General features: G+C 68.1%; 20 protein-coding genes. 8 read left to right on the forward strand and 12 right to left on the reverse strand.

Translation table 11 applies throughout. The annotated features are described in order from the left end of the window. Nucleotides 1-33 precede the first annotated feature (33 nt). Nucleotides 34-966: an NAD-dependent epimerase/dehydratase family protein gene (locus OG496_RS54020; protein WP_405976328.1), complete on the reverse strand. Its 933-nt coding sequence runs from the start codon at nucleotides 964-966 to the stop codon at nucleotides 34-36. 131 nt (nucleotides 967-1,097) lie between these two features. On the opposite strand from OG496_RS54020, the gene OG496_RS54025 reads away from it, so the two are divergent. Then, entirely contained in the window at nucleotides 1,098-1,775 is a 678-nt protein-coding gene (locus OG496_RS54025; protein WP_405976329.1) for a TetR/AcrR family transcriptional regulator, read from the forward strand. 299 nt (nucleotides 1,776-2,074) lie between these two features. On the opposite strand, the gene OG496_RS54030 is transcribed toward OG496_RS54025, so the two are convergent. Then, nucleotides 2,075-2,287, reverse strand: coding sequence for a hypothetical protein (locus OG496_RS54030; protein ID WP_405976330.1), 213 nt, complete (start codon nucleotides 2,285-2,287; stop codon nucleotides 2,075-2,077). Nucleotides 2,288-2,681: 394 nt separating this feature from the next. Then, the gene (locus OG496_RS54035; RefSeq protein WP_405976331.1) at nucleotides 2,682-3,119 is read right to left on the reverse strand and encodes a MarR family winged helix-turn-helix transcriptional regulator; all 438 of its coding nucleotides are present in this window, start codon (nucleotides 3,117-3,119) and stop codon (nucleotides 2,682-2,684) included. Nucleotides 3,120-3,280: 161 nt separating this feature from the next. On the opposite strand from OG496_RS54035, the gene OG496_RS54040 reads away from it, so the two are divergent. The 6 genes from OG496_RS54040 (at nucleotide 3,281) to OG496_RS54065 (ending at nucleotide 13,694) form a co-directional block, all read left to right on the forward strand. Beyond that, nucleotides 3,281-4,378 carry a substrate-binding domain-containing protein gene (locus tag OG496_RS54040; RefSeq protein WP_405976332.1) on the forward strand — a complete coding sequence of 366 codons (1,098 nt, stop codon included), beginning with the start codon at nucleotides 3,281-3,283 and terminating at the stop codon, nucleotides 4,376-4,378. Between the two features lie 111 nt (nucleotides 4,379-4,489). Next, complete coding sequence (locus OG496_RS54045) at nucleotides 4,490-4,771, forward strand: FmdB family zinc ribbon protein (protein ID WP_405976333.1); 282 nt, start codon at nucleotides 4,490-4,492, stop codon at nucleotides 4,769-4,771. A 46-nt stretch (nucleotides 4,772-4,817) separates the two neighbouring features. Beyond that, nucleotides 4,818-6,065, forward strand: coding sequence for a formamidase (gene fmdA, locus OG496_RS54050; RefSeq protein WP_405976334.1), 1,248 nt, complete (start codon nucleotides 4,818-4,820; stop codon nucleotides 6,063-6,065). A 39-nt stretch (nucleotides 6,066-6,104) separates the two neighbouring features. Then, nucleotides 6,105-7,136: an alpha/beta fold hydrolase gene (locus OG496_RS54055; RefSeq protein ID WP_405976335.1), complete on the forward strand. Its 1,032-nt coding sequence runs from the start codon at nucleotides 6,105-6,107 to the stop codon at nucleotides 7,134-7,136. Between the two features lie 2 nt (nucleotides 7,137-7,138). Continuing rightward, on the forward strand, nucleotides 7,139-7,723 hold the full coding sequence (locus OG496_RS54060; protein ID WP_405976336.1) for a DUF1097 domain-containing protein: 585 nt from the start codon (nucleotides 7,139-7,141) through the stop codon (nucleotides 7,721-7,723). Nucleotides 7,724-8,546: 823 nt separating this feature from the next. Then, nucleotides 8,547-13,694 (forward strand): family 43 glycosylhydrolase, encoded by a 5,148-nt coding sequence (locus tag OG496_RS54065; RefSeq protein WP_405976337.1) that lies wholly within the window; start codon nucleotides 8,547-8,549, stop codon nucleotides 13,692-13,694. Nucleotides 13,695-14,082: 388 nt separating this feature from the next. Here OG496_RS54065 and OG496_RS54070 read toward each other — a convergent pair whose 3' ends face one another. Together OG496_RS54070 and OG496_RS54075 are read right to left on the reverse strand one after the other, a co-directional pair. Further along, nucleotides 14,083-14,811 carry a spermidine synthase gene (locus OG496_RS54070; protein ID WP_405976338.1) on the reverse strand — a complete coding sequence of 243 codons (729 nt, stop codon included), beginning with the start codon at nucleotides 14,809-14,811 and terminating at the stop codon, nucleotides 14,083-14,085. Nucleotides 14,812-15,221: 410 nt separating this feature from the next. Next, nucleotides 15,222-16,226 (reverse strand): NADP-dependent oxidoreductase, encoded by a 1,005-nt coding sequence (locus tag OG496_RS54075; protein WP_405976339.1) that lies wholly within the window; start codon nucleotides 16,224-16,226, stop codon nucleotides 15,222-15,224. A gap of 835 nt (nucleotides 16,227-17,061) precedes the next feature. Here OG496_RS54075 and OG496_RS54080 point away from each other — a divergent pair. Beyond that, nucleotides 17,062-17,928, forward strand: coding sequence for an alpha/beta fold hydrolase (locus tag OG496_RS54080; protein ID WP_405976340.1), 867 nt, complete (start codon nucleotides 17,062-17,064; stop codon nucleotides 17,926-17,928). Between the two features lie 19 nt (nucleotides 17,929-17,947). Here the strand turns inward: OG496_RS54080 and OG496_RS54085 are convergent, their stop codons facing one another. The 7 genes from OG496_RS54085 to OG496_RS54115 all read right to left on the reverse strand — a co-directional run bounded on the left by OG496_RS54085 (nucleotide 17,948) and on the right by OG496_RS54115 (nucleotide 23,654). Then, on the reverse strand, nucleotides 17,948-18,340 hold the full coding sequence (locus tag OG496_RS54085; protein ID WP_405976341.1) for a hypothetical protein: 393 nt from the start codon (nucleotides 18,338-18,340) through the stop codon (nucleotides 17,948-17,950). Nucleotides 18,341-18,420: 80 nt separating this feature from the next. Further along, entirely contained in the window at nucleotides 18,421-18,993 is a 573-nt protein-coding gene (locus tag OG496_RS54090) for a TetR/AcrR family transcriptional regulator (protein ID WP_399398741.1), read from the reverse strand. Nucleotides 18,994-19,499: 506 nt separating this feature from the next. Next, entirely contained in the window at nucleotides 19,500-20,417 is a 918-nt protein-coding gene (locus tag OG496_RS54095) for an alpha/beta hydrolase (RefSeq protein WP_405976342.1), read from the reverse strand. A 63-nt stretch (nucleotides 20,418-20,480) separates the two neighbouring features. Next, the gene (locus OG496_RS54100; RefSeq protein WP_399398738.1) at nucleotides 20,481-20,708 is read right to left on the reverse strand and encodes a hypothetical protein; all 228 of its coding nucleotides are present in this window, start codon (nucleotides 20,706-20,708) and stop codon (nucleotides 20,481-20,483) included. Between the two features lie 276 nt (nucleotides 20,709-20,984). Then, nucleotides 20,985-21,587 carry a TetR/AcrR family transcriptional regulator gene (locus OG496_RS54105; protein ID WP_405976343.1) on the reverse strand — a complete coding sequence of 201 codons (603 nt, stop codon included), beginning with the start codon at nucleotides 21,585-21,587 and terminating at the stop codon, nucleotides 20,985-20,987. Nucleotides 21,588-21,627: 40 nt separating this feature from the next. Then, nucleotides 21,628-22,713, reverse strand: coding sequence for an SMP-30/gluconolactonase/LRE family protein (locus tag OG496_RS54110; protein ID WP_405976344.1), 1,086 nt, complete (start codon nucleotides 22,711-22,713; stop codon nucleotides 21,628-21,630). Between the two features lie 125 nt (nucleotides 22,714-22,838). Then, complete coding sequence (locus OG496_RS54115; RefSeq protein ID WP_405976345.1) at nucleotides 22,839-23,654, reverse strand: oxidoreductase; 816 nt, start codon at nucleotides 23,652-23,654, stop codon at nucleotides 22,839-22,841. Nucleotides 23,655-23,690: the final 36 nt, after the last annotated feature.

The following is a 23,690-nucleotide window of genomic DNA, read 5'->3' on the forward strand; positions in this document are numbered from 1 at the left end:
CGCGGCGCGGGGGACGGCGTTGCCAGTGGCGAGTCAGCGTGCGGCTGAGGTGCGCAGGCCGTTGATGGTGTCCCGCAGTGCGTCGTCGGTTGGGGTGGGTTCGATTCCGAAGGCGGCGGTGGCAGCGGACGAGTCGAGGATGAACGGTTGCTGGAGCTGGTACTGGATTTCAAGCATTTCCCGGGCGGCTGGGTTGATGAGCCCGGCAAAACGAAGCAAGAAGGTGGGCATCTTGGTCACCCGGGCAGATGGCGCTTCCGCGAGTTCGGCGGCACGGGTGGCCAGCGCGCGGATGGACAGCGCCGGGGCGGTGGGTACGTGCCAGGGCCGTCCCCAGGCGTTCTTGTCGGTCGCGACGGCGGCCAGGGTGCGGGCTACGTCGCCGACGTAGGTCCAGCTGTGAGGGGCGTCGAGGTCGGCGGGCATGGAAACGCGTCTGCCGACGAGCACCTTGGGTAGAACCATGGCGCTGAATGCGCTCATCGAGCCCGCGCCGAGGTAGTCCGATCCGCGGACCTCGGCCGTGCGGATTCGCCCGGCTTGGTGCGCGGCCAGCGCGTCGGCCCACAGGGCGGCCCGCACTTGGCCCTTCACCGAGTTGGGGCGCTGCGGCAGTTGTTCGGTCATCGGGGCGTCGACCCGGCCGTAGCCGTAGAGGTTTCCGGTCGTGACGAGTACGGCGCCGCTGAGTTCGGCGGCGTGCACGAGTGCCGCGCCGAGCGGTGGCCAGTCGGTGGTCCAGCGGTGGTAGGCCGGGCCTGCGCAGCAGTACAGCGCGAGGGCGCCTTCGGCATGCCGGGCGAGCGTGTCGGCGTCACTTGCGTCCGCGGCACGGCGCTCGATCCCTGGGTGCTCCGGGCCGCCGCCGCTTCGGGTGAGCAGACGGACCTGCTCGCCCTTGTCGGCGAGTAACCGGGCGGTGGCCGTGCCGACCGGGCCGGCTCCGACGATGACATGAAGGGACATGATGGACACCCTCTCGACTCAGGCGAGAACACTGTTCTCGGGTAGGTGCACCGTACCCAGGCGTGGCAGCCGGGTCAAGAACAGTGTTCTCGCCTCGATCTGGTGTTCTCGATCTGTGCGACACTGGGGGCATGTCAGCACCGTCGTTGCGCGCCCGGGTCCGCTCGGAGATGCGCCACGAGATCCTGCACGTCGCGCGCCGCCACCTCGCCACGGACGGCGCGAATCTGTCCCTGCGCGGCGTGGCACGAGACCTCGACATCGTCGCTTCGGCCCTGTATCGGTACTTCCCCAGCCGCGACGCCCTGCTCACCGCGTTGATCATCGAGGCCTACGAGGAGCTGGGCACGGCGGCGACGGAAGCCGACGCAGCCTTGCCCCGCGACGACCGGCGCCGCCGGTGGCTGGCCGTCTGCCACGCGGTGCGCACATGGGCGCTCGCGCATCCAGCGGAGTACGGCTTGCTCTACGGCAGCCCGGTGCCCGGTTATGCCGCGCCGCCGGAGACCGTTCCCCTGGCCGCGAAAGTCGTCCTGCTACTCGTGGACATCGCCGGTGACGCCGCGGAACAAGTGGAGTCCGCGCCGGTTCCCGAACCTGTCCGCGCCGACCTGCGCCGCCTGATCGACGAGTACCCGGGTGACCTGCCGGAGGAGCGACTCGCCGGCGTGTTCGCCGGCTGGACCCACCTGTTCGGCCTGATCAACTTCGAGGTGTTCGGTCGCCTGGACGGCTTGATCGAGGCACGTGCCGAATATTTCGACCACCACATGGCTGTGATGGCAGACCTGGCCGGAATCCCGCGCTGAACCTGCAGCCGGACAGCCGAGCACCGCCGTGCTGTCCCGCGCTGTCCTGGACGAGGCCGCAGCGGAGCTCTCCAGTTTGTACGACGACCTCATGCGGATGCACGCAGACGGTGCCGCGGCGACAGTCGAGGTCCGCAACGCCCTAATCGCTCTGCGGCGACGCCTGCGCGGCCGACGCCCTGGCTGAGCCGCAATGAATCATCGTGCGAAGGCACGGGGGGGCAACCGCCGCTGACGCTTCCTGATCAGGCGGCTTGCCCTGCCCAGGGGAGGGGGCCTGCCCAGGGTTGCCCATCTGTTCACCGCGGCTTGCCCATGGAACCCGATCGCCTCAGTACCGAGGCGAGAGCTCCCATCGCAGCGGCCGGCAACGTGAGCACGGCCAGGAACGCGGTGGCTGCCCGGGTAATGGCGGCGGGGTAGGTGGCGCCGTCCATGCGGGCGAGGGTGCCCGCTGCGGCGGCAGCCAGCAGGGCCAGAGCAAGCAGCAGCCCGACACCGAGCACGGACACACCAAACTCCCTGAGGATGGTGCGGTGTTGACGTGCCCCAAGATCCTGGAAACGCTGTTCGGGGAGGTTCGGCCGGATGAAGATGAACACTGACGACCACGCCGAGCCGGGGACGGATAGGCGCATGACGAGCAGGGCCAACGCGACGAGGCACTCATCCAGCTGCGCGGGAGGCTGGCCGATGGGCTGTCACACGCTCGGCTCAGTAAGACGCAGCTCCTCCGCCGTCTCGGCGGCACCACGAGGCCGGTGGTGTCGGCGGAGTGTTTCTCAACCCGAGGCGTCATGCCTGTTCTGCCTCCGAGCGGAAGCCGGGCCAGCCGACCTGCGGGGGTGGGGTTGTCATCTCGGCGGACACGTGCGGCAGCCGGCCTCGGCGCCCCGGGCGGGCACGTCAGCCCAGTCGCCTCGATGCGCGCTGGAGCAGTGTCCGCAGCAGGGCCGTCTCCTCGGTCCCAAGGGCGGTCACTATGTGGTCCTTTTCGCGTTCGACCGCAGCGGTCCAGCGGGGGAGTGCCTCGTTTCCCCGCTCCGAGGCGAAGACCAGGACGCGCCGCCGGTCGGTGTCGTCCACCCGGCGCAGGACGAGGCCGAGGGACACCATGCGGTCGACGACCTTGGTCAGGGTCGGTGCCGTCAGCAGGGCGAACTCGGCGACTTCGGCCATGGCGTGGCCGGTGTCGTCGGCGAGGAACGACAGCACACGCCACTCCTCCAGCGTCGCGCCCTCCGCCTTCAGTGCCTCACCGAGCCGTTGGACGACGCTCCGCTCCACGAGTGTGAGCGCTCGCGCCAAGTCGAGTTCGGATACGGCCGCCGGGGTCGTGGTCATCGCCCTGCCCAGTGTCGTCGTGGTGTGGGGTGAACTGCGGCCGTAGCGGTCGTGCACGCTGTGCGCCGCAGAGAAGGTTCCCGTGGAATGGTTCCACGATACAGTCATTTCCTTATCGCCGTGAAATATTCTCGTAGCAACCAATCGCTAGTGTGAGCTCTATGATCGAGAAGGCGTCTGTCCGGCTCGGCTCTCCGGCAGGCCGGACCCGGGACGCGTTGGACGTCGCCCTGGTGATACCGCTCCAGGGGCCCGCCGGGATCTTCGGGCCGTCCTGCGAGTGTTGCGCCCAGCTCGCGGCCGAGGAGGTCAACGCCGGCTCGGGCGTGCTGGGCAGGGAGTTGCGGCTGGTGCTCGTCGACGGCGGGGCGCCGCCCGAGCAGGTGGCGACCGAGATCGACGCGCTGGTCTCCGGCGGCGTCGTCGACGCGGTGGCCGGCTGGCACATCTCCGCCGTCCGTGAGGTGGTCGCCCCGCGCATCGACGGCCGTGTGCCGTACGTCTACACCGCCCTCTACGAGGGAGGGGAGCGGTCGCCCGGGGTGTTCCTGACCGGCGAGACTCCGGGCCGTCAACTGCGGCCCTCGCTGCAGTGGTTCGCCGGTGAACTCGGTATCCGTCGCTGGACGATCGTCGGCGACGACTACGTCTGGCCCCGCTCCTCCGCCCGCGCCGCGCACCGCTATCTGCGGGAGCTGGGCGGCGAGGTCTGTGACGAGATGTATGTGCCGCTGGGCACCAAGGACTTCGGTCCGGTCCTGGCCCGGGTCGCGGCCAGTGGCTGCGAGGCCGTCCTCATGCTGCTGATCGGCGACGACGCGGTGCACTTCAACCGTGCGTTCACCGCCGCCGGACTCGACCGCGATCACATCCGGTTCAGTTCGCTGATCGAGGAGAACGTCCTGCTGGCGACCGGGCCGGAGAACACCCGGGGACTGATGACCTCGGCCGGCTACTTCGAGGACCTGCCCACCGCGTCGGGCCTCGACTTCGCCGCCGCGTACGGACGCCGGTTCGGCCCCGCGGCGCCGGTGCTCAACAGCCTCGGCGAGTCCTGCTACGAGGGCGTGCGCATGCTCACCGAGCTGCTGCGCAGGGCGGGCGGCGCGGACATGGAGAGGATCCAGGCGACTGCCGAGGGCCTTGAGTACGAGACTCCGCGCGGCACCGTCCAGATCCGCGACCGCCACCTGCACCAGCGGGTGTTCCTCGCCGCGGCCGACGGGCTGCAGTGGGACGTGCTCCAGCAGCTGCCCTAGGCGGCACAGCGGCGCAACCATCCTTTTACGTGCACGTAACGCGGTGAGCTCTTGCCGAATTGCTTCGGGTAGAAATATTTTCGTCTCGAAGCATTCGGAAGCGAGTTGTCCATGGCGACATACCAGTACCGCTGCCCGGGCTGCGGAACCTTCGACGTGAACCGTCCGATGGGCCGCGCTCTCCCCGAGGAACCATGCGAAACCTGCGGTGAGCAGTCCCGCCGCGTCTTCACTGCCCCGATGCTCGCCCGCACCGGCGCCCCCTTGGCCCGAGCCCTCCAGTTTCAGGAGGCCAGCGCCCACGAACCGCGAGTCGTCACCGAGGTACCGCCGGCTCGCCGCCACCCCACCTCGGCAGCCGATCCCCGACACGCCCAACTGCCCAAGCCCTGACGCCTGTTGCCCGAAACGCGACCCACCTCTTCTTGGAGGCAGTCCTATGCCCGAAGTCGTCTTCAGCGTCGACCAGGCCATGTCCATGCGGGACCAGAAGGTCCCCGGCCACAACCGCTGGCACCCCGAGATCCCGCCCGCCGTCACCGTGAAGCCGGGCTCGGACTTCCGCATCGAGTGCCGGGACTGGACCGACAACCAGATCGGCAACAACGACTCGGCCAACGACGTACGCGACGTCGACCTCAGCCACGCTCACATGCTCAGCGGGCCCATCGCGGTGGAGGGTGCCGAGCCCGGTGACCTGCTCGTCGTCGACATCCTTGACCTGGGCCCCGTACCGCAGTCGCAGGGCGACGGTTCCGGGCAGGGCTGGGGCTACACCGGCGTCTTCGCCAAGGACAACGGCGGCGGCTTCCTCACCGACCGCTTCCCTGACTCGTACAAAGCCGTCTGGGACTTCCACGGCCAGCAGGCCACCTCACGCCACATCCCCGGCGTCCGCTACACCGGAATCACCCACCCCGGGCTCTTCGGCACCGCGCCCTCCGCCGAACTGCTGGCCCGCTGGAACGCCCGCGAGCAGGCCCTCATCGACACCGACCCGCACCGGGTGCCGGCACTCGCCCTGCCGCCGCTGGCCGAGAACGCGCTGGCCGGGACGGCGAGCGGCGAGGCCGCTTTCCGTATCGCCGCCGAAGGCGCCCGCACGGTCCCGGCCCGCGAGAACGGCGGCAACCACGACATCAAGAACTTCACCCGCGGCTCCCGGGTCTTCTACCCCGTCCTCGTCCCCGGCGCCCTGCTCTCCGGCGGCGACCTGCACTTCAGCCAGGGCGACGGCGAGATCACCTTCTGCGGCGCGATCGAGATGGGCGGCTACATCGACCTGCACGTCGACCTCATCAAGGGCGGCATGGAGAAATACGGGGTCACCACCAACCCGATCTTCATGCCCGGCAACGTCGCACCGCAGTACACCGAGTTCATCTCGTTCGTCGGCATCTCCGTCGACCACGACACGGACACCAACCACTACCTCGACGCGACGATGGCGTACCGCAACGCCTGCCTCAACGCCGTCGACTACCTCACCACCTTCGGCTACAGCGGCGAGCAGGCCTACCTCCTCCTCGGCTCGGCCCCGATCGAGGGCCGGATCAGCGGCGTCGTGGACATCCCGAACGCGTGCAGCACCCTCTACCTGCCCACGGCGATCTTCGACTTCGACATCCGGCCGACGGCCGAAGGACCGCGGAAGGCCGACCGCGGCCAGTGCGCGGTCACGTCGTGAAAGGCCAGTTCCCTGCCGTTCTCCCCGAAAGGACTTCCCATGAGTGAACATCTCACCTTCCAGCTGGGTGACTTCACCACCCAGCACGGCGCCACCCTGCGCGGTGCCACCCTCGCCTACACCACGTACGGCGAGCTGAACGCCGACAAATCCAACGTGATCGTGTACCCCACCTGGTACTCCGGGCGGCACTGGGACAACGAGTGGCTCATCGGTTCCGGCATGGCCCTGGACCCGGACACGTACTTCATCATCGTCCCGAACATGCTCGGCAACGGCCTGTCGACCTCACCGAGCAACACCCCGCCGCCCTACGACCGCGCTCGCTTCCCGCACATCACGGTGTACGACCAGATAGAGGCCCAGCACAAGCTGGTCACCGAGGAGTTCGGCATCGAGCGGATCGCGCTGGTGACCGGCTGGTCGATGGGCGCCGGGCAGACCTACCAGTGGGCCGTCAGCCACCCGGAGATGGTCGAGCGGATCGCACCCTTCTGCGGCTCCCCGCGCACCAGCCTCCACAACAAGGTCTTCCTGGAGGGCGTCAAGGCTGCGCTGACCGCTGACGCGGTCTACAACGGCGGCTGGTACGAGGGGAAGTGGCCGACCACCGGACTACGGGCGCTCGCCCGGGTGTACGCGGGTTGGGGCTTCTCCCAGGCGTTCTACTGGGAGAAGGAGTACGAGAAACTCGGCTACACCTCCCTGGAGGACTTCCTCGTCGGCTTCTGGGAGGGCTTCTTCCTCGACGACCGCGACCCGAACAACCTCCTCACCATGCTCTGGACCTGGCAGAACGGTGACGTCGGGCTCACCCCGGGCTTCGACGGGGACACCGAGGCGGCGCTCGGCTCGATCCGGGCGACCACGCTCGACATGCCCGCCGAGAAGGACCTCTACTTCCCGCCGGAGGACGAGGCCTGGGCCGTCAGCCACATCCCCGGCGCCGAACTCCGCGTGATCCCCGGTATCTGGGGCCACTTCGCCGGCCACGGCAGCAACCCCAAGGACACCGAGTTCATCGACACAGGTCTGAAGGAACTGCTGGCCAAGCCGGGTGGATTGGCATAATCATGCACATCGGACGCATCAGGCTCCCGCACGAGGTCAGCGCCTCGATCGTTGCCTTCGCCACCGTCTTCCTGCTGATGAGCCCGCTCAAGATGCCGACCTGGGCCATCTTCATCACCTGGGCAGGAACCTTCCTCCAGGGCGGTCCGAGCCGCTCCAACGCCCTCGCCATGGTCACCGCCACCACCACAGGGGCGGGATTCGGGGTGGTGGCCGTGCTCCTGAACCGTGAGACGGGCACCATGTTCGGCACGGGCGCGTTCGCCCAGACCCTCGCCCTGGCTGTGGTGATCTTCATCGTCAACGGCACTCTGCTGGCGACCGGTAGGCTGAAACCCTTCGCTCTCATCCCGGGCATGTTCTTCGGCTTCGCCTCCCTCTTCGCCACGTACTTCGGCGGCTTCGGCTACGACGCCGGCCACCTGGACGCCGCCTTCGTCAGCTCCGCCGCGATGTGCGCCTTGGGCCCCCTCTGCGCCACCCTGGGGCTACGGCTGATGCTCGTACCCCCACCCGCCGCACCCGAGCCCGTGGCGCAGTTCGGGGCGGAGGAGGTGACAGCCTCGGTCAACGAGGCGCCCGCCTGACACAACTGCTTGCGCATACCGCCTCGCAGGGCGGGCCGACCACCGGCCCGCCCTGCGACGGCTTCGGGCAAGCTCGACGCACTCGCGGCGGTTACCGCGCATCTCCACGCTGAGGACCAAGCCCTGCGGAAGAGAGCGGAGGAGAGTCGACAGCTGTCTGACCAGGCGCTGGGGGTGCGGTTCCTGGCGGTGCAGTAGGTGCTCGTCCCACCTGCGCCTGTCTCGCACACCGGGTGAGGTGCTATCTCTTCACCTCACTCAGGACCAGGTCGGTTATCGGCCCACCGATGTGGCCGGTGCCCCAAGACCGGCCGTCCGTCCCGGAGCGGGGAGTCCCCGCGCCGCTTTCTCACCGTCTTCACCACCACGCCAACGGGCCGCGCGACGCCCCCGCTCGAGCTGCCGTCGGCGGACGCCAGGATGATCCGGGCCCGTTCAGCCGGCCGCCGATCCGGTCATCCCGCCCGCCGAATCAGCTTCGCACGCTCACTCTTGAACTGCGGATTTCTGCGGGGACGGGCCGGATGCGACATGCCAACAGGTCCACTTACCGATCCCCGGACTCCCTTCCACGTCACGTTGGATCGTCCGACCGGCCGCACATGCGCTCTCGCCTCTTGACGCTGTACCACGCATCGTTTGACACTCTCGAAACACAACATCACATCGTCGAAATGCCGCACCGTCGGCCTTTCTCTGCCCCCGATCAACCGTGGAGGAAAACCCGCCGATGTTGCATCGATTTGTCATGTCTAGATCAAGCTGGAACGCGCCCCGGAGCCGGTCCCGGAGCCGTAGGCTCGCCGCGGTTGCCCTAGCCGCGATGTGCATGACGCTGCTGCCGACCACCGCACACGCCACGAACCCGGCAGCCACCGCGGGCTCCTCGGAGATCACCGACGGCCTCGCCCTCTGGTACAAACTCGACGCGGCCTCCGGTCAACTGGCCGCCGACTCCTCGGGCCACGGCCGCGACGGCACCGTGAACGGCACCGCCGGCTGGAACGCCGGCGACGGCCTCACCCTCAACGGGTCCGACACCTACGTCAAGGTGCCGGACAACATCTTGAGCGGCATGAGCGCGATCACCGTGTCGCTGGACGTGCAGATCGACTCCGCGCAGGCCAGTCCGTACTTCATCTACGGATTCGGTAACTCCAGCGGCTCCAGCGGCAACGGCTATCTCTTCACCACCGGTAACACCTTCCGTACCTCCATCGCCTCCGGCAACTGGTCGACCGAGCAGACCACCGCGCCCGCCGCCTCGTACAACCTGCCGCGCTCCGTGTGGAAGCACCTCTCCTACACGCAGACGGCAGGCGGCACCGGCGTGCTCTACGAGGACGGTGTGGAGGTCGCCCGCAACACCGCCGTCAGCATCACGCCCGGTTCGATCGGCGGCGGCACCACCACCGCCAACTCCATCGGCCGCTCGCTGTACTCCGGCGACAAGTATTTCAAGGGAAAGATCAAGGACTTCCGGGTCTACGACCGGGCGCTGGACGCCTCCGAGGTCGAGCAGCTGGCGCTGCCGATCGCCACTGACGGGGTCGCGCGGGACAAGGCCGCGCTGAGCCTCGGCGACGGCACCGACGCCGTCGTGTCGGACCTGACGCTGCCCACCGCCGGTACGGCGGGCGGCAGTTCGATCAGCTGGTCCAGCGACGCGCCGTCCGTGGTGTCGGCGACCGGCGCCGTCACCCGCCCTGCGAGCGGTGAGTCCGATGGTCACGCGACGCTCACCGCGACGCTGAAGAAGGGCGCGGTGGCCGACACCAAGTCCTTCGACATCACCGTGCTGGCGGACTTCGACGACCAGCACGCTGTGGACCAGGCCGCAGCCTCGCTGACCGTCCCGAACATCGACGACGTACGCGGGAATCTGACGCTGCCGGCGAACGGCGACTACTCGACCGCAGTCGAGTGGTCGTCCGCCGACCCGTCCGTGGTCTCCGCCGACGGGGTGGTCAACCGCCCGGCCGCGGGCGACGGTTCGACCGCCGTCGAGCTGACCGCGACCGTCACCCGCGACGACGCATCCGCGACCCGCACGTTCACCGCCAAGGTGCCCGAACTCCCGGTGCTGGAAGCCAAGTCCGGCTACCTCTTCAGCTACTTCACCGGCGAGGGCACCGCCGACGGCGAGCAGGTCCACTTCGGCCTGAGCAAGGGCAACGACCCGCTGAACTGGCGGGAGATCAACAACGGCAACCCGGTGCTGACCTCGACGCTGGGCGAGAAGGGGCTGCGCGACCCGTTCATCATCCGCTCTCCCGAAGGCGACAAGTTCTACCAGATCGCCACCGACCTGCGGATCTACGGCAACGGCGACTGGGACGCCGCGCAGCGCACCGGCAGCCGGGCGATCATGGTGTGGGAGTCGACCGACCTGGTGCACTGGACCGACCAGCGGCTGGTGACGGTCTCGCCGAAGGAGGCCGGCAACACCTGGGCCCCGGAAGCGTATTACGACAAGTCCCTCGGCTCGTACGTCGTCTTCTGGGCGTCGAAGATCTACGACAACGACGCGCACACCGGCGACACCTACAACCGCATGATGTATGCCACCACCCGTGACTTCCGCACCTTCAGCAAGCCCAAGGTGTGGATCGACCGCGGCTACTCGGTGATCGACTCCACGATGATCGAGCACGACGGCCAGTACTACCGCTTCTCCAAGGACGAGCGGAACAACACCTCCTCCTCCCCGAACAGCAAGTTCATCTTCGAGGAGAAGGCCGGCTCGATCCTCGACGCCGACTACGACCCCGTCGCCGAGGGCATCGGCAAGGGCACGATGAGCGCCGCCGAGGGACCGCTGGTCTTCAAGTCCAACACCGAGGAGAAGTGGTACCTCTTCCTCGACGAGTTCGGGGGCCGCGGCTACCTACCGTTCGAGACGACCGACCTCGACTCAGGCGTCTGGACCCCGTCCACCGACTACTCGCTGCCATCCACGCCACGCCACGGCACCGTACTTCCGGTCACCGAGGCCGAGTACAACCGGCTGCTGCGCGCCTACCAGCCCGACCAGTTGGTGGAGAGCGCCGAGGACGTCACCGTCTCCACCGCCGTCCGCAGCGCGCCGGTGCTGCCCGCGACCGTCATCGCCAAGTACGCCGACGGCATCACCCGCCCGGCCCCGGTGACCTGGGACGACGTCCCGGCATCGGCGTACGCCTCGGCCGGGACGTTCACCGTGAACGGCACCCTGCCGGACGGCGCCACGCTCCGCGTCCAGGCCCATGTCACGGTGTCCAAGGACGGCGGCACCGACATCCCGTCGGGACTGGTCCTGCGCTACGACTTCGACGAGACGTCCGGCCATGTCGTCCGGGACTCCAGCGGCCACGGCAACCACGGCACCTATGTCAACACCCCGGCCTTCGGGACCGGTGTGCACGGCGGTTCGTTCGTGATGAGCGGCGGATCCAGCTCCTCCACCACCTCGCCGTACGTCAAGATCCCGAACGGCGTGCTGAAGGACACCGACAGCGTCACCGTCTCCACCTACGCCAAGTGGGATCCGACGTCGACGGCGGTCAACCAGTGGCTCTTCGGCCTCGGCCCGAACAGCGACAAGTACCTCTTCGCGACACCGCAGAACGGCGGCGGGAGCCTCTACTCGGCTGTCACCACCGGGAGTTGGGGCGCCGAGTCGAAGCTGTCGGCGGGCTCGAAGCTCACCGCTGGCCAGTGGAAGCACATCACCGTCACCCTCAACGGCGCCACCGGGATCGCGGTCCTCTACCTCGACGGGGTGCAGGTGGCCCGGACCACCGGGGTGACGATCAAGCCGTCGGATCTCTACGACGCCTCGAAGGGCTACAGCGGCTACATCGGCAAGTCCCTGTACACCGCCGACCCCTACTTCGCCGGCCAGGTGGACGACTTCCGGATCTACAACCGCGCGCTGTCCGCGGCCGAGGTACTGGAGCTCAGCGGTAACACCACCGGTATCGCCAGTGCCACGCTGCCCGAGCTGAAGACCGACGCGATCGTCACCGACACCCAGAGCCGGATCGTGCTGCCGGTCCAGGAAGGCACCGAACTCACCGCTCTGGCACCAGAGTTCACCCTGGCCAACGGCGCGACCATCAGCCCCGCCTCCGGCACGGTCCGGAACTTCACCAAGCCGGTCAAGTACACCGTCACCGGCTCGGACGGCGCGACCCGCGTCTGGACCGTACAGGCGATGCAGATGAGAAGTCCCGTACTGCCCGGCCTGAACGCCGACCCGAACATCGTGGTCTTCGGCGACACCTTCTACATCTATCCGACCACCGACGGCTTCCCCGGGTGGAGCGGCACCCAGTTCAAGGCGTACTCCTCCACCGACCTGGTGCGCTGGACGGACCACGGCGTCATCCTCGACCTGGGCCCGGACGTCTCCTGGGCCGACAGCCGGGCCTGGGCGCCGACGATCACCGAGAAGAACGGGACGTACTACTTCTACTTCTGCGCGGACGCCAACATCGGCGTCGCCGTCTCGGACTCCCCGACCGGCCCCTTCAAGGACGCGCTCGGCAAACCCCTCCTCGCGGCAGGCAGGTTCAGCGGCCAGATGATCGACCCGGCGGTCTTCACCGACGACGACGGGACGTCGTACCTCTACTTCGGCAACGGCGGCGCGTACGTCGTCCCGCTGAACGACGACATGATCTCCCTGGACACCTCCAAGGTCACCACGATCACTCCCGACGGTTTCCGGGAGGGCGCGTTCACGATCAAGCGGCACGGCGTCTACTACTTCATGTGGTCGGAGAACGACACCGGCGACGAGAACTACCAGGTCGCGTACGCCACCGGCAGCTCGCCGCTGGGCCCCTGGACCAAGCGCGGCGTGATCCTGTCGAAAGACGTGGCACTCGGCATCAAGGGCACCGGCCACCACTCGGTGGTCCGGGTCCCCGGCACCGACGACTGGTACATCGCCTACCATCGGTTCGCCATCCCGGGCGGTGACGGCACCCACCGCGAAACCACCATCGACAAACTGGAGTTCGACGCCGACGGCCTGATCAAGCCGGTGGTCCCGACCCTCACCGGCATCGACCCGGTGACCGTCGCGCACGCCGGTCCCGACGCCTCCGGACCGGAGGGCAGCGCCATCGCCCTCACCGGCACTCTCTCCGGCGCGGACGTCACCCCGAAGTGGCGTGCCGAATCCGGCGCCCCGTGCGCCATCGCCCACGCCACGACCCTCACCCCTGCCATCACCTGCACCGACAACGGCACTTACGAGGTCACCCTCACCGGCGGCCGCAGCAGCGACACCCTCTCCATCACCGTCACCAACGCGCCCCCGGTGATCCGCGACGCCACCAGGCCCGCCAAGCCGGTGTCGGTGGGCGCGAAGATCACCCTCACCGTCCAGTACACCGACCCGGGCCGCAGTGACACCCTCAGCTGCTCCGTCGACTGGGCCGACGGCACAGCCCTCACCTCATGCCGCGCGGGCCACACATACCGCAAGGCCGGCATCTACCACCCGACCGTCACCGTCACCGACGACGACGGCGCCGCCACCTCCAGGACCCTCACCGACCTGGTCGTCTACGACCGCGCGGCCGGCCCGGCCGCGGGTACCGGCACCTTCGTCTCGCCGGCCGGCGCCTACCCCGCCTCCCTGCGGCTGACCGGAAAGGCAGCCTTCTCCTTCGACCTCTCCTACGGCAGGAACGCCACCACCCCCACCGGCAGGGTCGCCTTCGACGTCAAGGCAGCGGGCCTCAAGTTCCGCTCCACGGCGTCCGACTGGCTGGTGGTCACCGGCTCCCGCGCCCGCTACCAGGGCTCAGGCACCCTCAACGGCGTCAAGGGCTACGGCGTCAGCATCACCGCCACCGACTCTCCGGACACCTTCCTCATCAACGTGTGGAGGAAGTCCACCGGCACCACCGTCTACGCCGGCCCCACCGTGGCACTCGCCTGCGGTATCACCATCGGCCACCACCCCGCGGCGCACTGACCGCACCGGCCTCAGCCGCCGGACGGCCCTGCAGTGCAGGGCCGTCCGGCGCGCGTGCGCTGTCAACCACTGAACTTGAACTCGTGCTGCCGGGGCTGTCGTGCGTCGGATGCGGGCCCCTGAGTTGCTGCACCGGATGTGCGAGTGTGTCCCCGGCGGTGGTCAGTTCCTCGTCGCCGGACAAGGCATGCTCGGGGTTCCAGATGGCGATTTCGAATCGGGCGAAGCCGCACAGGTCAGTCGTAGTGCAGAGCCTCCAGAGAGGTTGAGGCTCCGCAGCAGGGGACCACCACGGCGAGGGTGGCGCAGCCGTCGTCGCTGTGGGCTTCGCGCAGGTCGGCCCACCACTCGGTGTCGATCGACGCCCCGCAGCGCGGACAGCCGCTCTTCAGGGACTGTCCGGTGCTTTGCCGGCCAGGTAGACGGTGTTGGTCGAGGTACCGCCCTGTAGTGGGTTGTCGAAGGCGACGACATGGGCCGCTGTTTGTGCGAAGACCTCGGTGAGCGCGGAGGTGAACTGCGCGTCGGGCGGGTCGTTCGACCACAAGGCGAACACCCCGCCGGGGTGGAGGTGACCGGCGAGTGCGCGGAGCCCGGCGGGCTGGTAGAGCGCCGCGTGGCGTGGATGGAGCACATGGCGCGGCGAGTGGTCGACGTCCAGCAGGATGGCGTGGAAGCGGCGGCCCGGCTCCCTGGGGTCGAGACCGCACGGACCGGCGGCCAGTGCGAAGAAGTCTCCGTGCAGCAGGCGGCAGCGGGCGTCAGAGGACAGCGCTGCACCGAGGGGCACCAAGCCCCGCTGATGCCAGTCGATGACTTCGGCGAGCGCATCGATCACCATCAGTGTCCGCACCCGTGGATCGTCCAGGACGGCCTGGGCGGTGTAGCCGAGTCCGAGTCCGCCGACGGCTACGTCCAGCTCGGTGTCCGGCAGTTCGGCCAGCGCGAGTTCCGTGAGCGCGATCTCGCCGGTGGTGAAGAGGCTGGACATCAGGAACTCGTCGCCGAGCTTCACCTCGTACACGTCGTCCCCCGAGACCGGGTGGCGGCGCCGACGCAGACTGATCTCGCCGATGGGTGTCTGTTGCCAGTCGATCTCCTCGAAGCGCAGGCCCATCCGTTCACCTTTCTGACGTGCGGGGAGGCACGGTGCTGTTGCGGATCGAAACATACTCCGCCCCGGGGTGGGAGCCGGGCGCTGCTGAGGTGACGGCCCGGTCGGGCGTCGGTGATGACGGGGATGATCAGGGACTTGCGCCGTTGGGCGCGGAAGGCGCAGTTGGCGAGGCGCGTGCGACGAGGTGTTCGAGCTGGTGGGCGTCGCCGACGCTGTTCTGGCCAGCGTTGGCCAGCGTTTTTTCGATGACGGGGATGCCCGCCTGGTCTCGGCGTTGTACTGCTCTCCCGCCTGCCGCAAACGGGCCTGGCACGCGTGGCGGCTGTTCCGCTCAGGGCACTTCTCGTTGCCGCAGACGGCGTCGTTCCGACGCTCGTGGAGGACCTTGATCGGTCGGCAGTACCGTTGCCTCACGTCATCTTGACGACGACCTTGCCGGCCTTCGCACGCCCTGCTTCGACGTACTCCAGCGCTTCTCGGGCCGACTCGAACGGGAACACCGTGTCGACGACGGGTCGGATCCTGCCGGCCTCGATGAGATGGGTGAGCTCGCGCAGCTGGTCCCCGCTGGCCTTCATGAACAGGAACGAGTACGTCACGTTGCGGCGGCGGGCACTTCGCCGGATCCGGAGACTCAGCGCGGACATCACCAGCCGGACGATCGGATTCGCTCCCAGCTCCCTGGCGAAAGCGGCGTCGGGCGGGCCCGCGACACTGATGACCTTCCCGCCGGGCTTGAGTACGTCCAGGGACTTCTTCAGCGTCTCGCCGCCGAGCGAGTCCAGGACGACGTCGTAGTCGTGCAGCACCGTCTCGAACGCCTGCGTCTTGTAGTCGACGACGACGTCCGCGCCCAGACGCTCCACCAGCTCGACGTTGGCCGTGCTCGTGGTGGTCGCCACGTGCGCACCCAGTTCCTTCGCCAGCTGGATGGCGATGGTGCCCAGGCCGCCGGAACCCGCGTGGATGAGGACCTTCTGGCCCGGCTGGATGTGCGCCCGCTCGACCAGCACCTGCCACGAGGTCAGGGCGACCAGAGGAAGGGACGCCGCCTCCTCCATGGTCAGCGTGGCCGGCTTGATCGCCACGTCGTCCTGGTGCACCGCAATGAGTTCGGCGAACGTGCCGATCCGGCCCTTGTCGGGCCGCGCGAAGACCTCGTCGCCCACCGCGAACCGCGTAACGGCCGCACCCACTTCGACCACAACCCCGGCCAGGTCGTTGCCCAGGACGAACGGGACCTTGTACGGCAGGATCGCCTTCATCTCCCCGTCCCGGATCATGCGGTCGAGCGGGTTGATGCTCGCGGCGTGGATCCGGACCAGCACGTCGTCCGCGCCCACCTCCGGGTCCGGCACGTTGCCGACACGCACGCCGGCCTTGTCGCCGTAGCGCTCTACCGTGAAGGCCCTCATCGTCGGCTCCTCATCTCGCCCGCAAGCGGACGGTGGTGCTGTTCATCCCGAACTTCGTTTATTGGTGAAGGGTCGAGCGCCCTGGGTGACGATTACGCATGGGGCGCGCCGGGCGTGGCGTCCGACGTTTACCTCCGTTGGCAGGACCCTCCGGCGACACCCTGCCAATTAAATTATGCTCGTAATTCTAAATGGTCGACCGGCGGCCCGCAAGTGGACCCGCTCCTGATGGGGATGCCGCACTCGCGGTGGACGCGGGACTGATCGGCGAGGTTCGGCCGTCGGCGAGTTGTCGCCCTCGAAGCCTCGCGGAGGCGCTCGTCTTGTGGCGAGGAGTTGATGCGGCATGGAGTCAGTTGGTGCGCCGCCCGGGCGTAAGCGGGTGCCTCGCAGTGCGGGCCAGCGCGTCCCGCGGGTACGTCGATTCGGGGTCCTGGCATGCTCACGCTAGGCGCCTGGCGGTGCGACGGCGTTGCGGATGCCCTGCTCAAGGAGGTCGTCAGAGAGATGCCCGCCGACAGGGGTGCGGGAGGGTTGTAGCGCCCCGGCCGTCATGACGTAAGCGCTGGGCGTCCTGATGCGGATCGAGATCCGAACATGACGTCATCTCGCTGAGTGCGCCGACTTGCAGGCAAATAGAAGTACGGTCATACTTTAATTATCGACGCGATGCTGCGGGGCTGGACCACTCAGGGTCCGACATCCACCGTCTTTGACCGTCGACTCCGCAGACTGCAGCCGCAGTCGGGAGACGCGGGTGACTGCTCTACGCGCCCTTCCGTGAGAGAGGGGTCTGCACGCGCTCGCAGGAACCCCCACGCCGAAGGGCACGACCGTGAATGACTCACAAGAAGTACGAGGCGACGTGGTGACGTCGTACCAGAACGCACCGAACCGCACCCTCACCGCCGGGGGAGTGACCTTCGCCTACCGCGAGCTCGGTCCCCAGTCCGGCGTCCCGGTGGTCTTTCTCACCCACCTCGCCGCGGTCCTCGACAACTGGGACCCCCGGGTCGTCGACGGCATCGCCGCCCGGCGCAGGGTCATCGCGTTCGACAACAGGGGAGTCGGCGCTTCCACCGGTTCGACGCCGCGCACCATCGAGGCGATGGCGAAGGATGCCGTCACGTTCATCCGGGCGCTCGGGCTCGAGTACGTCGATCTCCACGGTTTCTCGATGGGCGGCATGATCGCTCAGGTGATCGTGCAGACCGACCCGGACCTCGTCCGCAAGCTGATCCTCACGGGTACCGGTCCCGCAGGCGGCGAGGGCATCAAGAACGTGACCCGGTTGTCCCATCTCGACACCGTCCGAGGACTGCTCACCCTTCAGGACCCGAAGCAGTTCCTCTTCTTCACCCGCACTGCCAACGGGCGCCGGGCCGGGAAGGAGTTCCTGGCCCGCCTGAAGGAGCGCACCCACGACCGGGACAAGGCGATCTCCCTCACGTCGTACGGCGCCCAGCTCAAAGCCATTCACCGCTGGGGGCTGGAGCGGCCCCAGGATCTCTCCGTCATCCACCAGCCGGTGCTCGTCGTAAACGGTGAGAGCGACAGGATGGTTCCGTCGAAGAACTCGGCCGATCTGGCGCGGCGACTGCCGAACGGCGAGTTGGTGATCTACCCCGACGCCGGCCATGGCGGCATCTTCCAGTTCCACCGGGAGTTCGTGGAGACGGCTCTCGCGTTCCTCGAACGGTAGTAGGCGCGAAGCATGGTCGTCAGTTGAGCCGAGGACGCCGCCTCAGAGCCGTGGCGCACTTTGGGCGAGCGGCTCGAATCACCTGATCGGAATTGCGGGCTGAGTCCTTGCCGGTCGCCCGGCGATGTCGTGCTTGGCGTGATGGACGCCCCGTCATTGAGGTGGGCGGCAGTTTGGTGATCTTCCAGACGTCCAGCCAGGCGAAGGCGTGCTGGGCGCGGGAACGGGCTTTGCGGTGTGAGCGGTTGCGTTCCTCCCGCCGAGCCGAGAGTTCGGCCTGGGCGCGCTCGCGACGGTGCGCGATGACCAGGCCGGTGTCCTGGTGGCCGCCACCCGTGACGATCGCGGTTCTGCTGACGGTGTCCTTCGCATCGGACGACCCCCATGCCCTGGAGTCGCTGCCGTCGGCCATATCTGCCTCCCCGCTGGTCGGCGCGAGGCAAGCCGGGAGAAGACTTCCGGCGACTCTTGGGCGGCCGTGGGCCGTCCCCCTCAGCGCATGAAGGCGAGGGCGTTCTCGATTCCCCGCTCAAGGACCTCATCGGCGAACTCGCGGTCGGAGAGGGCGCGGGACAGTTGCAACGACCCCACCAACATGGTGAAGAGCCCGATGGCCTTGCCGCGAGCGGACTGCGGATCCTCGGGTGTCAGGCGGGCGGCGATCTCCTCCACGATGTTCCGCGCGCCGTCGGTGTAGGCCTGCTTGGTCCCGTCTCCGCAACGGCCGATCTCGTCGAGCAGGGCGGCGGAGGGGCATCCGAGGCCGGGGTGGTCCCGGTGCTCGGGCGACAGGTATTCGCGAACGAAGTCCTCAAGTCCCGGGCGACCGGGCCGCAGAGTGCTGTACCTCGCGGCCTGTGCGCGCAGTTCCTCGGCCACGACTTGGGCGACGAGGTCGTCCTTGGACGCGAAGTGGGCGTAGAAGGCCCCGTTGGTGAGCCCGGCGTCCGACATCAGCGTGGAGATGCCCGAACCGTCGATGCCGTCCTGCTTGAACCGATGGCCGGCCGTCTCGATGATCCGTTGCCGCGTCACCTGCTTGTGCTCCTTGGCGTAGCGCGCCACAGGGTTCCTCCATTCGCTTCGCGGGGCCATTGCGACGCACTCCATCCTAATCGATGGCCTGACGAGCATAATATTACGGTCGGCAGATCATTGACGGTCGCCCTGCCGCCGAGGCGCGAAGCTCCGGACCACCGAAAGGGCGCCGAAGAGGTGGGGGTTCATCTCCAGGCGGATGTCGTCCAGTTCGGCTGCGCACCGGTCGGCCATGGGGCGACCCCGTGTTGTTGATCACGAAGGTGAAGGCCGTAGTAGCTCCGGCGTGTTCCCCACTGGCGCATACTGCGCACCGGTCGTGCCGCAAGCAAAACGCGAAGGGCCTGCCGTGCGTACGGCAGGCCCCTCGCGCGGTCAGTCGAGGCGGACTCAGATGTTGACGATCATCTTTCCGACGTATCCGACGTTCTCGCCCCGCATCAACGCGAGGAAGGCGTCCAGGGTGTTGTCGAGGCCGTTTCTCACGGTTTCGCCGTAGCGGAGCTTGCGCCAGCCGAGTCGGTACCGCTCAGTCAGATCTTCGTCTTCTCCCGGACCCACGCACCGATCTGCGCGATGGCTGCGTCGGTCTCCGGAATCCGGCCGGCACCGTAGACGTAGGAGTGCTGGCCTCCGGGGACCACCACGGTCGCCGTGTCGATTCCGGCGTCCTTGACGCGGGCGGCGAACTCCTCGTCCTCGCCGGCCAGGACCTCGTACGTTCCCCAGGAGACGAGGGTCGGGGGGAGACCGCTCAAGTCCGCCCGGTTCAGATTGATCCGGGTGTCCGTGAACTCGATGCCCGTGCCGCCGATCCAGGCGTCACGGAAGAACTCCAGCAGACCCTTGCTGAGGATCTTGTCCGTCTCGGCGTTGGCCGTGATGGTCTCGTTGGCGATCTCGAGGTCGCACCATGGCGAGATCGACACGACGGCGCCGGGCAGCGGCTGCTTCTTGTCGCGGAGGCGAAGCGCCAGGGCGACCGCGATGAACCCGCCGATCGAGTGGCCGATCGTGATGATGTTTCCCGGCTCGTACCCTTCGGAGAGCAGCCAGTTGAAGGCCGCCTCCGCGTCGTCCACCTGAGCCGGGTACTTGTGTTCCGGTGCCCGCCGGAAGTCCAGGACCAGTATGGGGGCCCCGGCAGCCTTGGCGATATGGCCGGCGAGCTTTCGGTCGACGTGTGCTGACGCCAGCACGGAGCCCCCGGCGTGAGAGTGCAGGAGGACGTAGTCGGCGTTGGCGTCGACGGGTTCGCACCAGATTCCCGGCACGCCACCCGCGTCCACCTCCCGATAGGTGACCCCTTCCGGCTCACGGGCCGCGAGATGGACCTGCTCCGCCTGGATGCGCGCCGCGTCCAGCTCGGACGGGGGATTCGCCCCTGTGGCCAACCATTCCGCGAACTGGAATGCTTCGGGGCTCAGTTCAACGTCAGTCTGCTCAGACATGTGGTACCTCCATGGGGCAATTTGGGCATACAGGCCCGCGAGGACCGGTATCACCGGGGTTTGTCAGGCGGTGTGGGCGGGGTGGTCGGTGGCGGCCTCGCCGCAGTCGTAGAAGGTGGCGGGGCCGGGGGTGCTCAGGGGCGCGCCGGTGCGTACGCGCTCGACCAGGTCGGGGTTGGCGAGGGCCATCACGCCGACGTTGACGATGTCGGCCAGGCCGTCTTCGATGTCCTTCGCGCGGGTGGCGATGTCGGTGTCGGCCCCGTTGAGAACCAAGGTGTTCGGCCACAACTTGCTGAGGGTGTGCAGGAGTTGGTCGCGGCCGTGGCCGATGTGGAGGTAGGCGGGGTGGGGGCTCGCCCGAGTGCCGGATGCAGCTCGTGGGTGTTTGGTCTCCGCGATGTCGTTGGACGGGTTTCCGGGAGGGACCCGGAATCCGGTGCGGTCGACGCCGATCTCGTCTGTCGGAGCGGTGGCGACCGCGACGGCGAAGCGGATGCGGTTATGGAGGGACCACCGAACCCTGTTCGACCGGGCCGGCCCCGTGATCGATACGCGGATGGCGTCTCAGTCGTGCTGCTCGGCATCCAGTAGTGCGAGGGCGTTGTGGATGCCCTGTTCGAGGAGTTGGTCGGCGAGTTGCCGGTCGGTCAGGGCGCGGGAGAGCTGAAGCGTCCCGGCCATCATGCCGAGGAGGCTGAGTGACTTCAGACGTGCCGACGGCGGATCATGGGGTGCCAGGCGGGCGGCGAAGCCGTCGATGAGGACCAGCGCGCCGTCGGTGTACGCCTGCCTGGTGGGATCCGTGGAGCGTCCGATCTCGTCGAGCAGGGCGGCGTTGGGGCAACCGTACTCGACGTTGTCGCGCTGCTCGGGGGAGAAGTACCAGCGAATCAACTGTTCGAGTCCGGCACGGCCGGGCGCCGCCTGCGCGACGATGCTCTCGTGCTGTGCGCGCATCTGGTCGGCGACCGCGGTGGCGACGAGTTCGTCCTTGGACGCGAAGTAGGCGTAAAAGGTGCCGTTGGTCAGCCCCGCGTCCTTCATGAGCGTGGCGACTCCGGAGCCGTCGATGCCGTCCCGCTTGAGCCGGCGACCGGCCGTCTCGACGATCCGCTGCCTTGTCTCCTGCTTGTGTTCCTTCGTGTACCGCACGAGGCGTTCCTCCATCGCAGCCGGGGCTTGCGCTCCGGATACATCCCTGGTCGAGTCAGTGTGCCGCGTGGGCAAGGAGAGCAGCGAAGTTGATCCTCGCTGTCTGGAGTTTCGGGTCGTGGGGCTCGGGGACCCCGCCGTCGGTGATGTACAGCCGGTCGCCGCGGACCGCGGTCGCGGAGGGCGAGGCGAGACCGTCCGCGCTGGTCAGGACGGGCTTGTAGGTGCCGTCCGGGTAGATCACCACGACCCTGTCCGGACCGTTCTGCGAGGAGGAGCCGTTCTGCGCCGCGAACACCACGTCAGAGCGGGGGGTGAGGAAGCCGAGGTCGTCGATGTTGGGCAGGCCGCCCGTGACGAGGTGGATGGGACCGGCCGTGCCGGCGGGGGTGACCGGTACCCGCAGCAGTGTTCCCATGTTGAAGTTGCTGATCCACAGGGCACCGTTGTGGAACCTGAGTCCGTTGGCACCGATCGGCAGGGCTTCAGTCGGTACCGGCGCGAGAGCGGCGTCGGTCAGCCAGGGGGTCGCCGGTCCGCCCGCGGCCGGGACGGACCAGATGATGCCCTTGAGGCTGTCGGCGATGTAGAGGGTGCGTCCGGCCGGGTCGACGGCCAGCCCGTTGGGGCCCGCGTCGGCGGGCAGGGCGGCGATGCGCTGCGGGGCACCGTCCGCAAGCAGCTTGTACACGCCGTTCCTGGCCGCGTTGCCCGGGGCCCACACGCTGTAGTAGACGGTGCCGTCCCTGCCACGGGTGTTGCCGCTGATCGCCTCACCCACCTGCCCGGTGGCGAGCACCGTGCGCTGTCCGGACGCGGAGATACGCATCAACTCCGGCCCATGAGTGCGCTCGCACACCGCGCAACTGCCGAGCAGGGACAGGGCCACCGAGCCGTCGGGGTCGACGGTGATGTTCTCGGGGATCTCGCCGACGGCGAAGTCGAACTTCGCCACGGTCCGTACGTCGGTGACAAGGGGTCCGCGGTGCGAGTGTCCCGTCCACGCTGACGCTGACGCTGACGCGGACGGCGCCGACGCCAGGGCGGCCGCCGTCGCGGTCACCGCCAGCGCGATGCCGACGTTCCTCTTCAGGAAACGTCCTGCGCCCGATGCACTGCGCCGGGCCGTTTGTTGCTGCATGACTCTCCTCGGCAAATCAACGCGTGACTGATCAATGGACCTTCGGAGACACCAGTGATGTCGGGTACGCGGGTACGCCAGAGACATCCAGGCGGAATGGGCGCCCCTGAAGCCGGACCGGGATGTCAGGCGGGCATCCGGTTGAATTTGCGGATGCCTTTGTCGAAGGTGCCGGCGGGGGCGAAGCGGCGCAGCGCCCTCATGCGCGCGGCGAGGGGGCCCGCGGTGTAGCGCAGCTTCGGCTTCTTGTCGGTGGCCGCGGTGACGATCACTTTGGCTACGACGGCGGGGTCGTCGCCGGCCTTCATCGCATCCGCGATCACCTCGTCGAAGACGCGCCGTCGCTCCGCGTACAGAGGCAGCGGGGTGTCGGGCTGTGCGGCGTTGGTGTCGAAGCTGGTCTTGGTATAGGCGGGTTCGACGAGGAGGACGCGGATGCCGTGTTCGCGGACTTCGTGGTCCAGGGACTCGGAGTAGCCCTCGACGGCGTGTTTCGCGGCGGCGTAGAGCGCCATGTAGGGCTGGGGGATCAGGCCCAGGACGGACGAGATGTTGATGACGCGGCCGCCACCACGGGCGCGCATGTGCGGCAGGACGGCCTTCGTCATACGGATGACACCGAGGACGTCGACGTTCAGGACGTTCTGGGCCTGGGCGACGGAATTCTCCTCGACCGCGCCCGCCGAGCCGATGCCCGCGTTGTTGACCAGGACGTCGATGCGTCCGAACCGGTCGATCACCTTTCCGACCACGGCGGTGGCCGAGTCGTCGTCGGCCACGTCGAGATCGAGGTATGTCACCCCGGCGGGCGGGGTGAGTCCGGAGGTCTTGCGGCCGGTTCCGATCACCTCGAAACCTGCCGCGACGAAGGCGCGGGCCGTCTCCTTGCCGATCCCCGATGAGGCACCTGTCACGAGCGCCACCGGCCGAGTTGTCGCCATCACGGACTCCCTTGGATTGCCTTACGTTCGTATGCC

The organism is Streptomyces sp. NBC_00988 (assembly GCF_045162645.1).
In the GTDB taxonomy this organism is placed as follows: Bacteria; Actinomycetota; Actinomycetes; order Streptomycetales; family Streptomycetaceae; genus Streptomyces.

Excerpts from the sequence above, each read along its gene's own strand:
- OG496_RS54020 (WP_405976328.1), bottom strand. The coding sequence starts at position 966 with ATGTCCCTTCATGTCATCGTCGGAGCCGGCCCGGTCGGCACGGCCACC.
- OG496_RS54025 (WP_405976329.1), top strand. The coding sequence starts at position 1,098 with ATGTCAGCACCGTCGTTGCGCGCCCGGGTCCGCTCGGAGATGCGCCAC.
- OG496_RS54035 (WP_405976331.1), bottom strand. The coding sequence starts at position 3,119 with ATGACCACGACCCCGGCGGCCGTATCCGAACTCGACTTGGCGCGAGCG.
- OG496_RS54040 (WP_405976332.1), top strand. The coding sequence starts at position 3,281 with ATGATCGAGAAGGCGTCTGTCCGGCTCGGCTCTCCGGCAGGCCGGACC.
- OG496_RS54045 (WP_405976333.1), top strand. The coding sequence starts at position 4,490 with ATGGCGACATACCAGTACCGCTGCCCGGGCTGCGGAACCTTCGACGTG.
- fmdA (WP_405976334.1), top strand. The coding sequence starts at position 4,818 with ATGCCCGAAGTCGTCTTCAGCGTCGACCAGGCCATGTCCATGCGGGAC.
- OG496_RS54055 (WP_405976335.1), top strand. The coding sequence starts at position 6,105 with ATGAGTGAACATCTCACCTTCCAGCTGGGTGACTTCACCACCCAGCAC.
- OG496_RS54060 (WP_405976336.1), top strand. The coding sequence starts at position 7,139 with ATGCACATCGGACGCATCAGGCTCCCGCACGAGGTCAGCGCCTCGATC.
- OG496_RS54065 (WP_405976337.1), top strand. The coding sequence starts at position 8,547 with ATGTGCATGACGCTGCTGCCGACCACCGCACACGCCACGAACCCGGCA.
- OG496_RS54070 (WP_405976338.1), bottom strand. The coding sequence starts at position 14,811 with ATGGGCCTGCGCTTCGAGGAGATCGACTGGCAACAGACACCCATCGGC.
- OG496_RS54075 (WP_405976339.1), bottom strand. The coding sequence starts at position 16,226 with ATGAGGGCCTTCACGGTAGAGCGCTACGGCGACAAGGCCGGCGTGCGT.
- OG496_RS54085 (WP_405976341.1), bottom strand. The coding sequence starts at position 18,340 with ATGGCCGACGGCAGCGACTCCAGGGCATGGGGGTCGTCCGATGCGAAG.
- OG496_RS54095 (WP_405976342.1), bottom strand. The coding sequence starts at position 20,417 with ATGTCTGAGCAGACTGACGTTGAACTGAGCCCCGAAGCATTCCAGTTC.
- OG496_RS54105 (WP_405976343.1), bottom strand. The coding sequence starts at position 21,587 with ATGGAGGAACGCCTCGTGCGGTACACGAAGGAACACAAGCAGGAGACA.
- OG496_RS54110 (WP_405976344.1), bottom strand. The coding sequence starts at position 22,713 with ATGCAGCAACAAACGGCCCGGCGCAGTGCATCGGGCGCAGGACGTTTC.
- OG496_RS54115 (WP_405976345.1), bottom strand. The coding sequence starts at position 23,654 with ATGGCGACAACTCGGCCGGTGGCGCTCGTGACAGGTGCCTCATCGGGG.